This window comes from Streptomyces sp. NPDC041796 (genome assembly GCF_055590785.1).
In genome coordinates this window covers 276,926-292,127 of sequence record NZ_JBVJAH010000004.1, presented here as the reverse complement: position 1 = coordinate 292,127, position 15,202 = coordinate 276,926, and the positions used below count along the sequence as shown (strand labels likewise).

General features: G+C 71.9%; 13 protein-coding genes. All 13 read left to right on the top strand.

Features of this window, described 5'->3' with window-relative positions; translation table 11 throughout:
* Window positions 1-85 precede the first annotated feature (85 nt).
* The 13 genes from pssA (at window position 86) to ACZ6C1_RS09785 (ending at window position 15,190) form a co-directional block, all read left to right on the top strand.
* Window positions 86-922 carry a CDP-diacylglycerol--serine O-phosphatidyltransferase gene (pssA, locus tag ACZ6C1_RS09845; protein ID WP_469239539.1) on the top strand — a complete coding sequence of 279 codons (837 nt, stop codon included), beginning with the start codon at window positions 86-88 and terminating at the stop codon, window positions 920-922.
* A gap of 39 nt (window positions 923-961) precedes the next feature.
* Entirely contained in the window at window positions 962-2,239 is a 1,278-nt protein-coding gene (locus tag ACZ6C1_RS09840; RefSeq protein ID WP_469239536.1) for an ATP-grasp domain-containing protein, read from the top strand.
* A complete protein-coding gene (locus tag ACZ6C1_RS09835; RefSeq protein ID WP_469239534.1) occupies window positions 2,236-3,525 on the top strand; it encodes an MFS transporter in 1,290 nt (429 codons plus the stop codon). Before ACZ6C1_RS09840 ends, ACZ6C1_RS09835 begins: the two co-directional genes overlap by 4 nt.
* A 746-nt stretch (window positions 3,526-4,271) precedes the next feature.
* A complete protein-coding gene (locus ACZ6C1_RS09830; protein ID WP_469239532.1) occupies window positions 4,272-4,880 on the top strand; it encodes an LmbU family transcriptional regulator in 609 nt (202 codons plus the stop codon).
* 43 nt (window positions 4,881-4,923) lie between these two features.
* Window positions 4,924-5,472 (top strand): PH domain-containing protein, encoded by a 549-nt coding sequence (locus tag ACZ6C1_RS09825; protein ID WP_469239530.1) that lies wholly within the window; start codon window positions 4,924-4,926, stop codon window positions 5,470-5,472.
* Window positions 5,469-7,025 carry a PH domain-containing protein gene (locus ACZ6C1_RS09820; RefSeq protein WP_469239528.1) on the top strand — a complete coding sequence of 519 codons (1,557 nt, stop codon included), beginning with the start codon at window positions 5,469-5,471 and terminating at the stop codon, window positions 7,023-7,025. Before ACZ6C1_RS09825 ends, ACZ6C1_RS09820 begins: the two co-directional genes overlap by 4 nt.
* A gap of 209 nt (window positions 7,026-7,234) precedes the next feature.
* Window positions 7,235-8,224, top strand: a complete 990-nt coding sequence (locus ACZ6C1_RS09815; protein WP_469239526.1) for an aldo/keto reductase — start codon at window positions 7,235-7,237, stop codon at window positions 8,222-8,224.
* 39 nt (window positions 8,225-8,263) lie between these two features.
* Entirely contained in the window at window positions 8,264-8,824 is a 561-nt protein-coding gene (locus ACZ6C1_RS09810) for a GNAT family N-acetyltransferase (RefSeq protein ID WP_469239524.1), read from the top strand.
* Between the two features lie 99 nt (window positions 8,825-8,923).
* The gene (locus tag ACZ6C1_RS09805; RefSeq protein WP_469239522.1) at window positions 8,924-9,937 is read left to right on the top strand and encodes an NAD-dependent epimerase/dehydratase family protein; all 1,014 of its coding nucleotides are present in this window, start codon (window positions 8,924-8,926) and stop codon (window positions 9,935-9,937) included.
* Window positions 9,938-9,984: 47 nt separating this feature from the next.
* The gene (locus ACZ6C1_RS09800; protein ID WP_469239520.1) at window positions 9,985-11,283 is read left to right on the top strand and encodes an activator-dependent family glycosyltransferase; all 1,299 of its coding nucleotides are present in this window, start codon (window positions 9,985-9,987) and stop codon (window positions 11,281-11,283) included.
* 30 nt (window positions 11,284-11,313) lie between these two features.
* The gene (locus tag ACZ6C1_RS09795) at window positions 11,314-12,579 is read left to right on the top strand and encodes an activator-dependent family glycosyltransferase (RefSeq protein WP_469239518.1); all 1,266 of its coding nucleotides are present in this window, start codon (window positions 11,314-11,316) and stop codon (window positions 12,577-12,579) included.
* An 18-nt stretch (window positions 12,580-12,597) separates the two neighbouring features.
* Window positions 12,598-13,905: an activator-dependent family glycosyltransferase gene (locus ACZ6C1_RS09790; protein ID WP_469239516.1), complete on the top strand. Its 1,308-nt coding sequence runs from the start codon at window positions 12,598-12,600 to the stop codon at window positions 13,903-13,905.
* 7 nt (window positions 13,906-13,912) lie between these two features.
* Window positions 13,913-15,190, top strand: a complete 1,278-nt coding sequence (locus ACZ6C1_RS09785) for an activator-dependent family glycosyltransferase (protein WP_469239514.1) — start codon at window positions 13,913-13,915, stop codon at window positions 15,188-15,190.
* The last annotated feature ends 12 nt before the right edge of the window (window positions 15,191-15,202 follow it).

Genomic DNA, 15,202 nt, shown 5'->3' with positions numbered 1-15,202 from the left:
GCCCCGGATGCAGGTCTCGTCGTCCTGCTGCCATGATTTCCGTGCCGGCGCCGCAGGCAGTCAGAGAGACCAGTAGGAGAGCGCGTTGACCGTTACCGAATCCGAAGCCCCCGTTCCCTGGACGGGTGAAGCCGTCGGCGAGGTCAAGGACACCAAGCGGGAACCGTCCCCCTCGCGGCTGTCGGTCGCGGACGTCCTGACCCTCGGGAACGCGGTGTGCGGCTTCGCCTCCGTCTACTTCATCACGGTGGCCGTACTGGTGCCGTACCTCACCGAGGGCGAGAGCGCCGGTTCCGTGCGGCAGGGGGCGGCCACGGCCGTCCTGCTCATGCTGATGGCCGCGCTGTTCGACGTCTGCGACGGCCTGGTCGCGCGCAGGTTCCGCAGTTCCGGGATGGGGGCGGAGCTCGACAACCTCTCGGACCTGATCAGTTTCGGGCTGGCGCCCGCCTACTTCGTCGTGGTGTGGGGGCTGGTGAGCGACTACGACTATCCGGGACTGGTCGCGGCCGCCGCCGTCGCCGTCATGCTCGCCGGGCTGCTCCGGCTGGCGCGGTTCTCCTGCACCACCATGAAGGACGGCATGTTCCAGGGCATGCCGATCCCGTTCGCGGCACTGACCGTCGTCTCGGTCGTGCTGCTCCAACTGCCGTCCCCGGTCACGCTGCTCGCCGTCGTGGGGGTCGCCTGGCTCATGGTGAGCCGGGTGCAGTACCCCAAGCCGACGGGCAAGCTGGCGGTCGCCACCATCGCGTGGGGAACGGTCAACATCGGTTGCCTGGTCGCCTGGGTCACCGACGTCGCCGGAGCCGAGACGCTCCTGGTGACCGGATGCACCCTGCAGGTCGCGCTGGCGGCCGGGCTTCCGCTCTTCGCCGCTGGGCGACGGATCAACGCCATGCGGTACCGGCGTTCGACCTGACGTCCCGCGAAAACGTCACGTCTGGGGAGTACAACGCAGATGCCTTTGAACCACCCGGCTCACGAGCGTGTCCGTCACCTGCTGGTCGTGGGTGACGAGCGGGACATCGTCGCGCGCGCCAGGGAGCTCCACCCGGACCTCCGGACCAGCGTCCTGTGCACGGACCCGGAGGCCCGCAAGATGCGGAGCACCGACCCGCACCGCCGCGTGGTCGTCGTGAAGGCGGACGCCCCGCTCGAGGAGTGGGTGGCCGCCGCACGCTTCGTCCACGCGGCGGAGCCGGTGGACCGCGTGGTGTGTTACGGCGAGGAGGGCCAAGAGCCCGCCGCCTTCATCGCGCTGGAGCTGGGCCTGCGGTGGCACTCCCCGGAGACGGTGGCGGCCGTCAACAGCAAGCGCCTGATGCGGGAGCGCATGGCGGCCGCCGGGGTCGACGACACGCCCTGCGTGGAGGCGGCGACGGTCGAGGACGTCACCGCCTTCGGTGCCCGGGTCGGCTACCCCCTGATCTGCAAGCCGGTGCAGGGCGTCGGCAGTCAGGGTGTGGTGCGGTGCGAAGGGCCCGAAGACGTCGCCGAGAAGCTGGAGGTGACCTTCTCGGCCGCCGCGGGGCTGCCCCGTTCCGACGTGCTGGTGGAGCCGTTCCACCAAGGCGAGGAGTACAGCGTCGAGTGCGTCAGCGAGGCGGGTGAGCACGTCGCCCTGTGCGTCACCAAGAAGTTCCTCGTCCCCGACATGTTCGTCGAGCTGGGCCACGTACTGCCGGCCCCGCTGCCGGAAGGCGACGAGGAGCGGATCCTGCGGACGGTGACGGCCGCGCTGGACGCCCTGGGCATCAGGGAGGGAGCGACGCACACGGAGGTCATCGTCGACGACCGCACGGTCAGGATCGTCGAGACCCACCTGCGGCAGGGCGGCGACCGGATCCCCTATCTGCTGCGGGAGGCCCGCGGCGCCGACCTCGTGACCGCCCTCGCACGGCAGAGCATCGGCGACCCCTCGCTCGACGAGGTCCGGGACGCCCTGGTGAAGGCCGCCGGCGACACCCGGTCGGCCGCGATCTGGTACGCGGTGCCCCAAGTGGCGGGCGAGGTCCTGGAAGTGCGCGGGGCCGAGGAGATCAAGGCCCGTCCCGGTGTGTGCGACGTGGTGATACGCAGCGCCCCGGGCGACCGTATCCGGCCCGTCACCTGCTCGGCCGACCGGCCGGCCCACGTCTGGGCGGTCGCCGGGACTCCCGAGGCCGCACTGGACACGGTGCGCGGCGCTGTCGGGGACCTGCAGTTCGTCGTCGGCATATCGGGCAGTGCCGGATGACGACCGATACCGGTGGTTCGGTCCTGACCAGATTCGGCAGATCCGTCAAGAACAGCTCGACCGCGGAACGCACTCTCGTGGTCAGTTCCCTGTCCGACTCGATGGGCACGGGACTCTTCGCCGCACTGGCGGCGGTGTTCTTCACCCGCATCAGCGGCCTGACGGCCACTCAGTTCGCCCTCGGTCTCTCCCTCGCCGGAGCGGTCGGGTTCCTCCTCACCATCCCGATGGGTGTCGTCGGCGACCGCTTCGGGGCCCGCCGCACGCTGATCGCCCTGAACCTGTGGCGGGCCGTCGGCTTCGCCGGTTACCTCCTCGTCACCTCCTTCCCCGCCTATCTGGTCGTCGTCCTCCTGACGGCCGTCGCCGACCGGACCGCGGGAGGCGTCAGCCAGGCCATCGTCGCCGACGTGGCCGGCGACGACCGGCGCGTCAGGCTCATGGCCGTCATCCGGTCCGTCCGGAACGTGGGCTACGCGGTCGGCGGGCTGGCCGCCGGTGTCGCCATCGCGATCGGCAGCTCCTGGGTCTACCGGGGAACGCTGCTCGGCATCGCCCTCTTCTACGTGCTGTGCGCGGCGCTGCTCACCCGGCTCAGGACCGCGGACGCCGTGCGCGTACCCCTCCGGGCCAAGAGGACGTGGGCCTTCCGCGACCGCCGGTACCTGGCGTTCACCGGGCTGAACTCCCTGCTCACCCTGCACGTCACCACGCTCAACGTGCTGCTGCCCCTGTGGATCCTCTCGTCGCCCGGGGTGCCGGAATCGCTCGTCGCGCTTCCGCTCATCGTCAACACCGTGATCGTCTCGGTGCTCCAGCTGCCGGCCACCCGGCACATCGCCGACCTTCGGGGAGCGGGGCGCGCCGCACTGGCGTCGGCGGTGCTGCTGACCGCCGCGTGCTCCCTGTTCTCGCTCTCCGCCTGGTGGAACGACGCCACCGGCGCGGTGCCCGTGCTGCTCATCGGCGTACTCGCGCTGACCGTCGCGGAGATGTGGCAGGCGGCCTCCTCGTGGCAGATATCCATGGACCTCGCGCCCGAGCGGGACCGGGCGCAGTACCTCTCCACGTTCAATCTGGGCACCACGGCGGAACGCGTGATCGGGCCCGCGGTCCTTCCCGCGCTCGTCATGACGTTCAGGTCGTGGGGCTGGCTCGTGGTCTCCGCCGTGGTCCTGGTGAGCGGAGTCCTCACCTGGTGGCTGACGCGCTCCACCGCCGCCCCGCGCGAGACTCCCGCGGAGGAACCCGGCAAGCAGGTCGCCGGAGGCCCGGGCGCGGCCTGATCCGCGGAACCCCGCTGGACCCGGCCCCTCGCCGTCCCCCGGACGGCGAGGGGGCCGGGTGCGTTCCGGCAGGTGTCCTCGCGCGCGTGACGTGCACGCGTGACCCGAGGCGTGTCCGGTCCGGCGCGGCCCCCGCATGGTCCCCCGCGGGCGTGTCCGGTCCGGCGCGGCCCCGCACGGTCCCCCGCGGGCGTGACCGGGCCGGCGCGGCCCCGCACGGTCCCCCGCGGGCCTGTCCCGGCCTGCGCGGCTTCGTACGCGTGACCCGAGGCGTGTCCGGTCCGGCGCGGCCCCGCACGGTCCCCCGCGGGCGTGACCGGCACGCGTGGCCCGGCAGGCGTCTGCCGCACGCGTGGCCCCGGACGCCTGCCCCGAGGCGTCCCGGCCTGCGTGCCCCCGCGCGCGTCCGCGCGGGGGTGGTCCCGCGTGCGTTCCCGTGCGGCGGGAAACGGGTGCGGGCAGGGCGGGTCACGTGGGCGGAGGGATGGGCTCCGGTACCGGGCGGGCCGTCGCGCGAGGGACGACGAGCGCCCGGTGTCAAGGCGCGTGGCGCGGTGCCGGTAAGCCGGACCGAGGGGCCGGGGCGGGGCACGTGACCGGGCATGTCCCGCCAGCGGGACAGCGTCCATGGCCCCGCGCCCCGCCCCGCTCCGCTGGCCTGCTCGTTTTGATCGCGTCCAACTCGCATCAAGATCGGTGTGTGAGGGTCGGAGGCGTAGGGGCAGTGCAAAGTAAGGCGGTCATCAATGCCCGAACTCACCCAACCAGATAGGCTCGTCGCGTCCGCGGTCAGTGGCCGGGGAAGACCCGAGGCGCCGGGCGCGTACGGCGAGGCGGTGAAGAGGAAAACGTCCCTCTCCATTCCCCGTGGAATACCCATCGGCGCATGGCACAACCTGGGCCGGCACATCCAGGCGATTTCCAACTCGTCGGCCTGGTGGCTGGGGGACTGGCTGCTGTACGGGCAGGCGGAATATCCCGACCGTTACAAGCGGGCCATCGAACAGACCTCGCTGGACTACCAGACGTTGCGCAATTACGCCTGGGTCGCCCGGCGGTTCGATCCGGCCCAGCGGGTCGCCGGACTGAGTTTCCAGCACCACGCCGAAGTGGCCGGCCTTGCGGTGGAGGACCGGAGCGGATGGCTGGCGCGGGCGCTCGAGCACGGATGGTCCCGCAACGAGCTGCGGCGGCAGATCCGGGCGCGGAAGGGGATCGTGGCGGGCGCCAGGGTCCCGGCCCGGCTGAAGATGAGCCCGGACGACCACCAGCGCGAGCGTTGGCAGGAGGCGGCCAAGCACGCGAACGTGGAGCTCCTGACGTGGATCACGAAGGTGCTCGACGAGGTCTCGTAAGCGCCTTCGCCAGCCACGGGAACACCGGGTACGGGAGGAACAGATGCCGGACAGCGGCAGCACCAGAAGGAAACCGCCACCACTGGCACTTGCCTCCCGGACGTCCGAGGCCCGGCTGAGGCCGCCGCGGCACCGGGTCGAACGGCGGGCCGTCCTGTGGTGGACGCTGCGGGTGCTGATCTCCGCGGTGACCACACTCGGCGCCCTGGCCCTCACGTACTGGCTGTGGGAGGCCGGCCGGACCTGGGTGGGCCCCGTGCTGGTCGTCGTGGCGGTCGCCCACCTGGTGACGGGCGCCGTCATGCCGGGCTGGCGCTACCGCGTGCACCGCTGGGAGTGCACCGGGCACGCCGTGTACGAGCTCAAGGGCTGGCTGGTGCGGGAGTGGCGGATCATCCCCATCTCCCGCATCCAGAGCGTCGACATGGTGCGCGGGCCGGTCCAGCAGATGCTCGGTCTGGGCACCCTGCGGGTGATCACGGCGTCACCGGAGGGGCAGATCAAGATCGGCGGTCTGGACGCCGGGACGGTGGCGCGTGAAGCGGCCGAACTGACGGAGATCACCCAGGCCGTACCGGGGGACGCGACGTGACCGACGTGGACCTGGATCCGGACTCCGTGCCGCTGGAGGCGGCCGGGGGCGAAGGCCCGGCGGACGGCTCGGATCAGCCGTGGGAGCGACTGCACCCCCGGCTGATCTGGGTCAACCTCGGGCGGCTGGTGCTCTCCCTGGTCCCGACCGGCCTGTCCTTCCTCGTCTTCGGCACCGGCGACGATCCCCTGCAGAACTGGCCGGCCATGGTCGCGACCGCGATCGGCCTCTCCATCAGCGTCGGCGACGTCGTGCGCTGGATACGCACCCGGTACCGGATCACCGAGGACCTGGTCGAGATCCGCACGGGCCGCATCGTGCGGGTCTACCGCCAGGTCCCGCGGGACCGGATCCGTACCGTCGACGTCAAGTCCCGGCTGCGGCACCGGCTCGCGGGACTGCGGGTGGTCTTCATCAGCTCCGGCAGGACCCGGCCCGCCATCAAACTCGACGCCGTCTCCAAACAGATGGCGCTGACACTCCAGCGCGAGCTGATGTACGGCCGGGAGCCGGAGGCCGGGGAGGCGGAGAAGCAGAAGGCCCGCGAGACGCCCATCGCGGAGTTCCGCTGGTACTGGATCTTCTACAACGCCATCAACATCTGGGGTGTGCTCGTCGGCGGCCTCATGCTGTGGAGCCTCGACTCGATGACCGCCATCGCGGGCTTCGACCTCATCGGCCGGCTCGGTGACCTCATCGACGGGCGTGAGGCCCGCGCGGTCCCCGCCTGGGTGTACTGGGGCCTGGTGGTCACGGTGCTCGGCCACTTCGTCCTCGTCACCGGATTCCTCAAGGACAACTGGCTGTTCCAGCTGGTGCGGGTGCACAAGGACGACGGCACGGCGCTGGTCACCCGGCACGGCATGTTCTCCACCCGTGAGGTGCACCGTGACGACCGCCGCCTGCGCGGGATCCACACCAGCGAACCGCTCTTCTGGCGGTGGATGGGCCTCACCGAGACCACGGTCCTGTCGACCGGCCTCGCCACCTTCTCCCTCAGCGGCGAACCCGCGGCCTCCATCCTGCCGCGCGCCCCGATCCGTGAGGCCCGCCGGGCCGCCGCCATGGTGCTGCCCGGGCCCGAACGACCCCTGGAGGCGCCCCTGGGAAGACATCCGCGTGCCGCCCTCGTCCGACGGCTCGTGTGGGCCTTCTGGACGGTCGTCTCGCTGGCGGGACTGCTGTACTGGCTCGGGGTGACGGACGTCGTCCCCGGCCGCGCGTGGACCGTGCCGCTCTGGCTCACGCCGGCGGCGGCCCTGCTCGCACTGCCGGCCTACAAGGCTCTGGGGCACGCCCTGGTGGGCCGCTATCTCGTGCTGCGGTGCGGCGTCTCACGGCGCCGGACCACCGCCCTGCGCAAGGACGCCGTCATCGGCGTGAAGATGCGTCAGTCGCTGCTCCAGCGACGGCTGGGGCTGGTGACCATGGGAGTGTCGACCGCGGTGGGCGAGCGGTTCTACTGTGCTCCCGACATGGGGACGGACCAGTTCCTCGCCTTCCTTTCCGAAACGGCTCCCGAACTCACGGACGAGTTCGTGGTCAAGGCCTGAGCGCGGGTCCGCCGCAGGATCGACCGACGGCCCGGAATGGCAGTCAGAAAAGCCGGCCGACAGTTGCCCGGGAACCGCTGGAATAGGTCATCATTTTTCCATCACTCAGCACGCGCAAACTTCTTCATGTGCCACTCGGCGAGGGGCCGTCGGTGATTCATCCGGGAAAGCCCCGAGTCGTCGGAGAGGACCTCTGGGAGTTCAAGTAAATGTGGGAAACCAAACTGGCCGACGGATTTTCCGTCAGCGCGCTCGGCCTCGGTTGCAGTTCGATGTCCCATGGCTATGGACCGGACAGCCGGGATGACGAGGAATCCGCCAGGGTTCTCCACCGGGCCGTTGAACTAGGAATATCCCTGTTCGACACGGCCGATGTGTACGGGCCGTTCACCAACGAGGAACTGCTCGGCCGGACCCTGGCGCCGTACCGCGACGAGGTGCGCATCGCCACCAAATGCGGGCTGGTCGCCCGGCCGGACGGAACGTTCAGCCGCAACGGCAGGCCCGAGCACCTCCGGGCGGCCTGCGAGAAGTCACTGCGCCGGCTGGGCGGTGAAGCGATCGACCTCTACCAACTGCACCGCATCGACCCGGACGTCCCCCTCGCCGAGACCTGGGGCACGCTGGGCGAGCTGGTCACCGAGGGCAAGGTCCGGGCACTCGGCATCTCGCACGCCACCCGGGACGAACTCGACACGATGCACCGGATATTCCCGCTCACCACGGTCCAGTACGAACTGTCCGTATGGGCCCCGCAGAACAAGCAGGAAATCCTCCCATGGTGCCGGGAGAACGGGGTCGGCTTCCTCGCCTTCGCCCCGATCGGCCGCGGCTACCTGTCCGGCAAGGTCTCGCACGACAGCCTCTACGCGGGGGACTCGCGCACGCGCGACCCCCGGTTCCGGGCAGAGGCCATGCGCGCCAACGAGGCCATCCTGGCGGGCCTGCGCGAGGTGTGCTCCCGGCACGAGGGCGCCACGCCGTCGCAGGTGGCCATCGCCTGGGTGCTCGCCCAGGGCCCGGAGGTGGTGCCCATCCCGGGTACCCGCCGTATGCACTGGCTGGAGGAGAACGTCGCCGCGACCGCACTTCGCCTCACCGAGGAGGACGTGCGGCTGCTCGACCAACTGCCCATGGCCACCGGCGAGATGCGCTGGGACGCCGTACGGCCCGAGGGCGCCGATGCGCGCCGGACCTGACGGGCACCGAACCGGACCGAGGGACTGAGGGGACCACCCGTGCTCTTTCCGCACACCCGGTCGCGGCGGCTGGAGTTCCGCCCCGCGTCCGCCGACGACCGATCAGAGTTCACCCGTACCCTGCTGCGCACCGGGATCGAGAGCGTCAGCCCGGCGGCGGGCGCCCGGGCGTCGCTCGGCGCCAACGCCGCCTTCCTCGTCGCCCAGCGCGACAGCGGCGACGTGATCGGCTTCAGCACCCTGCACGGGCTCGACCCCGCCGGGCACCTGAGGTCGGGCGCCTACCTGGACCCGGCCCGGGCGCGGCTCGGGGTCGGCGCCGAGTGCATCTACCTGACGATCAACTACGCGTTCGCGATGTTCCCCATTGACAAGCTGCTCGCCCAGACCACCGAGGCGACCTTCGACTCGGTCGGTGTGAATCCGAAGCAGAACGATGCCAAGGGCGTGCTCCGCGACCACCTCTACTTCCGCGGGCGCCACTACGACCTGCACAGCTTCGAGATCACCCGCAGCGAGTGGGAACGGTACGTCGACGCCGACCTGGACGTCGTGCTCGGCCCCGGCCTGAGCTGGCGCGAAGACCCCGGCCGGCCGTAGCGGCCCGCTGCCCGACACCCCGCCGGCTCCCCGCGGCTCCCCGACAGCCGGGGCGCGGGGCACCGCCCCACCCACAGCCACCGCAGTGAAGGAGAACCCGTGCCTGGTCACGGAACGGACAGACTGATCACCGTGCTCGGCGCGTCGGGTCTGCTGGGAACGGCCGTCAGCCGGCGGCTCGCCGGCCGGCCCGGGCGCCTGCGGCTCGTGGGCCGCCGCCCCGTGACCGTACCGGGGCGCACCACCGCCGAGATCGAGCACCGGACGGTCGACCTGACGGAGCCCGGCGCCGTCGCGGAAGCCGTCGCGGGCTCCGACGTCGTCATCCACCTCGTCGCCCACACCGCGGGCCCGGGAACCTGGCGGGTGGCGACCGGCGACACCCTCGCCGAGCGTGTCAACCTCGGCCTGGTGCACGACGTCCTGGACGCCGCCCGCGCCGGCCGCACCGCGCCGCGGCCCCTCGTGCTCTTCGCGGGCTCGGTCTCGCAGGCCGCCCGGCTGCCCGCCGCGCGGGCCGGAGGCACCGCGGCCGACCAGCCCCCCACCGCGTACGACCGGCAGAAGCTCGCCGCCGAGCGGGCGATCGAGGCCGCCACCGCCGAAGGCGTCGTCCGTGGCACCACGCTGCGCCTGTCGACCCTCTACAGCCAGGGGTACGACAACACCGACCTGGACCGGGGGGTCGTGGCGAGCATGACCCGGCGCGCGTTCGCCGGGGAGCCGCTGACCCTGTGGCACGGCGGCCGTGCCCAGCGCGACCTGCTCGGGGCCGACGACGCGGCGGCTGCCTTCCTCGCCGCCGTCGAGCGGTTCGACGCGGTCTGCGGCCACCACTGGGAGGTGGGTTCCGGCGAACCGGTCAGCGTGGCACGGCTGTTCACCATGATCGCCGACACCGTCGCCCGTCACACCGGCAAGCCGCCGGTGCCGGTCGAGGACACCACCCCGGCGGAGTTCGCCATGCCGACCGACCAGCTCGACTTCGTCCTGGGATCGTCCGCGTTCCAGGACGTCACCGGCTGGCGCCCCCGGGTCGGGCTGGCCGAAGGACTGGACAGCCTCGCCGCGGCGGTCGCCCGCCGGAGGGCGACCGCGCCGGCCACGGCGTAGCAGCGGTGCGCGAGAGACCACGTACGACGCAGGAGGAGCACGGCAGCATGCGCGTTCTGTTCACCACCACACCCGAGAAGAGCCTCTTCCAGCAGATGGTGCCGCTGGCCTGGGCCCTGCGCACCTCGGGCCACGAGGTGCGGGTGGCCTCCCAGCCCTCGTTCGCCGACACGATCACCCAGGCCGGTCTCACCGCCGTGCCCGTGGGCAACGAGCGCGCGAGCCGACGGCTGGCGCAGCTCCACCCCGAGCGCACGGAGGCGGAGCGCAAGGGGCTCCCAGCCCCGTACCACGCGGCCGCGACCGCCTTGGAGGACCTGGACTGGGACACGCTGCGGGCGGGGTACGAACAGGTCGTCGCCCAGTGGCACAAGACCGACAACTTCCCCATGACCGCGGACCTGGTCGCCTTCGCCCGGCACTGGCGGCCGGACCTGATCATCTGGGAGCCCCTCACCTACGCGGGCGCCATCGCCGCCAAGGCCAGCGGCGCGGCCCACGCCCGGCTCCTGTGGAGCATCGACGTCCTCGGACTGACCCGCGAGCGGTTCCTCACCCTCAAGGCGCGGCAGCCCGCCGACAAGCAGGCGGACCCGCTGGCCGACTGGCTCGGCGGCTACGCCCGCATGTACGGCGGTGAGTTCACCGAGGACATGACCACCGGGCACTTCAGTATCGACCAGTTCCCCACCTCGCTGCGTATGACCGCCGCCGGCCACAGGTACGTCCCCATGCGGTACGTGCCCTACGGCGGTCCCGTCTCGGTGCCGAGGTGGTTGTGGGACGAGCCCACCAGGCCCCGGGTGGCACTGACCCTCGGCATCGCCGCGACGAACAGCTTCGCCGGCTACGTCGCGGACTTCTCCGACATCCTCGACTCGCTCGCGGACCTGGACGTCGAAGTGGTCGCCACCATCGCCGAGTCCGAACAGCACAAGCTGCGCCGGATACCCGACAACGTGCGCGTCGTCTCCTACGTACCCCTGCACGTCCTGCTGCCGACCTGCACCGCCGTCATCAACCACGCCGGGCCCGGCACCTTCCTGACCACGGCGCTCAACCCCGTCCCGCAAGTCGCCGTCCCGTGGGACTTCGACGAGCCGGAACTCGCCCGGCGCGCCGAGGAGCAGGGCAGTGTCCTGGCGATCCGCGCCGACCGCGCCACCGGGGCGAGGGTGCGCGAGAGCCTGCTGCGGGTCCTGAACGAGGCCCGGTACCGGGAGGCGGCCACCGCACTGCGCGACCAGTTCCTCGCCCTGCCGACGCCCAACGACCTCGTGCCGCGGCTGGAGGCGCTGGCGGCGGCGCACCGGGCCACCGCCGCCCCGGCAGGCCCGGCCCACTGATCCGCGTACGAGCGAGCACGAGGAGGAGACATGCGCGTCCTGTTCGCGGCCAATCCGCACAAGAGCATTTTCCAGTACATGGTGCCGCTGGCCTGGGCGCTGCGTACGGCGGGCCACGAGGTCCAGTTCGCCAGTCAGCCGGCCTTCGCCGGCACCATCACCCGGGCGGGGCTGACCGCGGTCCCCGTCGGACGCGACCACGAGAAGGTGTGGGCCCGGCGCGCCGACGCGTCGGAGGCGCGCCGGGCCGGGATCGAGCCGCCCTACGACGCGTTCACCGACCCCGCGAAGGCGACCTGGGAGTACTTGTCGACCGGGATGGCCGAGGCCGTCGAGGCGCACCGCATGGCGGCCTTCCCGATCACCGCCGACCTGGTCGCCTTCGCCCGCCACTGGCGGCCCGACCTGGTCGTCTGGGACCCGCTGACCTTCGCGGGCCCGATCGCGGCGAAGGCCTGCGGTGCCGCGCACGCCCGGCTCCTGTTCGGCATCGACGTGCACGGCGGGGTACGGCAGACCTACCGCCGGCTGGCGGAGCAGCAGCCGGCCGGCCGGCGCGACGATCCGCTGGCGGAGTGGCTGGGCGGCTACGCCCGCAAGTACGGGGGCGAGTTCACCGAGGACATGACCACCGGGCACTTCACGATCGACCAGCTTCCCGCGAGCCTCCAGGTCCAGGCGGCCGGACTGCGTTACGAACGGATGCAGTACATCCCGTACGGCGGGCCCGCCTCGGTGCCCCGGTGGCTGTGGAGCCGCCCGGAGAAGCCACGCGTCGCGATGACGATGGGCCTCAGCGCCACCGAGGTCTACAACGGCTACACCATCGACACGCAAGAGGTGCTCGACGCCCTCGCCGACCTGGACATCGAGCTGGTGGCCACGGTCGCGGACAGTGAGCGGGCCAAGCTGCGCAGCGTGCCGGACAACGCGCGGCTGGTGCCGTACGTACCGATGCACGCGCTGGCCGAGCGGTGCGCGGTGGCCGTCCACCACGCCGGCGCGGCCACCCTGGCGACCTTCGCCCGGCATCCCGTTCCGCACCTGTCCCTGCACTACCACTACGACCAGCCGGTGCTGGCCCGCAGACTCACCGCGCAGGGCGCCGGCCTGGACCTGCACACCACCGAGGTCACGGGCGCCTCCCTCCGCGACAGCCTGCTGCGGCTGCTGAAGGACCCCTCCTTCACCGAGCGCGCCACGGCCCTGCGGGACGAGACGCTCGCACTGCCCACCCCCAACCGGCTCGTTCCCCGGCTGGAAGAACTCACCGCCCGCCACCGCACCGCGGGCTGACTCCCACAAGGACGCACGATGCGAGTTCTGTTCACCACCTATCCGGAGCGCACGCACTTCCTGCTCATGGCGCCCCTGGCGTGGGCGCTGCGCACCGCCGGGCACGAGGTCCGCTTCGCGAGCCAGCCCAGATTCGCCGACGAGATCACCCGGGCCGGGCTCACCGCCGTCCCCGTCGGCCGTGACAACGACCTGTGGCAGATCATCTCCCGGGACCCCGACTGGCTCGGGCAGACCGAGCAGGGCGGCATGCCCATGCCGTACGACGTCACCGACCGGGAGCACGCCGACATCACCTGGGAGTACCTGAGCCAGGGGTACGCCACCCAGGTCAAGCGCTGGCACATGGCCAGCAACGTGCCCATGACCGCGGGACTGGTCGACTTCGCCCGCGACTGGCGCCCCGACCTGGTCGTCTGGGAGCCGCTCACCTATGCCGGGCCCCTGGCCGCACAGGCCTGCGGCGCGGCGCACGCCCGGTTGCTCTTCGGCATCGACATGTACGGGGTGACACGCGACCACTTCCTCCGCCTCAAGGAGTGCCGGCCCGCCGACGAGCGGGCGGACCCGCTGGCCGAGTGGCTGGGTGGCTACGCCCGCAAGTACGGCGGCGAGTTCACCGAGGAACTGGTCACCGGTCAGGTCACCATCGACCTCGTCCCCGAACTCCTCCAGCGCCGCGCCGACCGCACGTACCTGCCCCTGCGCCCCGTGCCCTACGGCGGCCCCGCCGAGGTGCCGGGCTGGCTGTGGCACAAGCCGGACAAGCCGCGCGTCGCCCTCACCCTCGGACTGAGCGCCACCGGCCACGGCGGCGAGTACAACGTCGGCGTCCAGGACGTCCTCGACGCGCTCGGCGGCCTCGACATCGAGGTGGTCGCCACGATCGCCGAGGCCGAACAGCGCAAACTCACCCGCGTCCCGCCCAACGCCCGCGTGGTGCCCTTCGCCCCGCTGGAAGCCCTCGCCGCCACCTGCGACGTCGTCGTCCACCACGCCGGATACGGCACGCTCTCCACCACGGCGCTGCGCGGAGTACCGCACCTGATGCTGCCCTGGGACAACGACGGCCCGGTCCTGGCCGACGGCGTCAGCCGGGCCGGCGCGGGGCTGACCCTGAACCCCAAGGAGACCACCGGCGAAGCCGTGCGCGACGCCGTGCTCCGGCTGCTCCACGAACCCCACTTCGGCAAGGGCGCGGCCAAGCTGCGCGACCACCTGCTGGAGATGCCCAGTCCCAACGACCTCGTACCCGAACTGGAGCGGTTCGTCGCGCTCCACCACCACGGCGCGGCCCGGACGGCCGCCGAGAGCAAGAGGGGGTGACGGGCTCGTGCGGGTCCTCTTCGTCGCGAATCCCGAGAAGGCACACGTACTCGCCATGGTGCCGCTCGCCTGGGCGTTGCGCACCGCCGGCCACGAGGTGCGCGTCGCCAGCACACCGTGGTTCAGCGAGGTCATCACCCAGGCGGGACTCACCGCCGTCCCGGTCGGCCGGGACTACGACCTGTGGGAGCAGTTGCGCCGCAGCATGCCCGGCTGGGAGTACCGCCCCGAGTTCGGCCTGCCCGCGCCCTACGACGTCGCCCAGGAGCCGTCCGCGGCGGACTGGCCCCGGCTGCGTGACGGGTACGCGCGGACAGTCCAGCAGTGGCACAAGCCCGCGAGTTTCCCGATGATCGCCTCCGTGGCCGAGTTCGCCCGCGCGTGGCAGCCCGATCTGGTGCTGTGGGAACCGCTCGCCATGGGCGGACCCGTGGCCGCCAAGGCCTGTGGCGCCGCGCACGGCAGGCTCCTGTGGAGTTACGACGCCTTCGGCGTGGCGCGGGAGCACTTCCTGCGTCTCCAGGCACTGCAGCCCGCCGACCAGCGGTCGGACCCGCTGGGGGAGTGGCTGGGCGGCTACGCGCGCAAGTACGGTGCCGAGTTCACCGAGGACATGGTCACCGGACAGTTCACCATCGACCAGCTCCCGGACTCCATGGCCGCCCCGACCGCCCTGCCCCGCCTGCCGCTGCGGTTCGAGCCGTACGGGGGCGCCGCGGTCGTGCCCAAGTGGCTGTGGGCCGAGCCCGGACGCCCCAGGGTGGCCCTCACGATGGGCCTCAGCGCCACCGACCACGACGCCGGTTACGAGATCGGTGTGCAGGACGTCCTCGACGCGCTCGCCGATCTCGACATCGAGGTCGTCGCCACGCTGCCGGAGGCCGAACAGCGCAAGCTCGCCCGGGTGCCCGCCAACGCCCGGCTGGTGTCGTACGTTCCGCTCCAGGCCCTCGCACCGACGTGCTCCGCCGTCATCCACCACGCCGGGTTCGGCACGTTCCTGACGATGGCGCGGCACCCGGTCCCACAGCTCCTGCTGCCGTGGGACTTCGACGGCCCGGTCCTCGCGCGCGAGGCGGCACGGCAGGGCGGCTCGCTGGTGATCCCGGCCGACCGCGCGACCGGCTCGGCAGTCCGCGAGGCCGTGCTGCGCCTGCTGAACGAGCCGGTGTTCACGCAGCGTGCCGCCGCGCTGCGGGACGAGATCGAGGACCTGCCCGGCGCACACGAGGTGGTCCGCCGCCTGGAGGACCTCGTGGGCGCGCACACCGCGGCGGCCGCCTGACGGCCCCTCCCC

Bases quoted from the DNA above. Each gene is read 5' to 3' on its own strand.
- ACZ6C1_RS09795 (WP_469239518.1), top strand. From the start codon at position 11,314: ATGCGCGTCCTGTTCGCGGCCAATCCGCACAAGAGCATTTTCCAGTAC.
- ACZ6C1_RS09790 (WP_469239516.1), top strand. From the start codon at position 12,598: ATGCGAGTTCTGTTCACCACCTATCCGGAGCGCACGCACTTCCTGCTC.
- ACZ6C1_RS09815 (WP_469239526.1), top strand. From the start codon at position 7,235: ATGTGGGAAACCAAACTGGCCGACGGATTTTCCGTCAGCGCGCTCGGC.
- ACZ6C1_RS09835 (WP_469239534.1), top strand. From the start codon at position 2,236: ATGACGACCGATACCGGTGGTTCGGTCCTGACCAGATTCGGCAGATCC.
- ACZ6C1_RS09800 (WP_469239520.1), top strand. From the start codon at position 9,985: ATGCGCGTTCTGTTCACCACCACACCCGAGAAGAGCCTCTTCCAGCAG.
- ACZ6C1_RS09830 (WP_469239532.1), top strand. From the start codon at position 4,272: ATGCCCGAACTCACCCAACCAGATAGGCTCGTCGCGTCCGCGGTCAGT.
- ACZ6C1_RS09825 (WP_469239530.1), top strand. From the start codon at position 4,924: ATGCCGGACAGCGGCAGCACCAGAAGGAAACCGCCACCACTGGCACTT.
- ACZ6C1_RS09840 (WP_469239536.1), top strand. From the start codon at position 962: ATGCCTTTGAACCACCCGGCTCACGAGCGTGTCCGTCACCTGCTGGTC.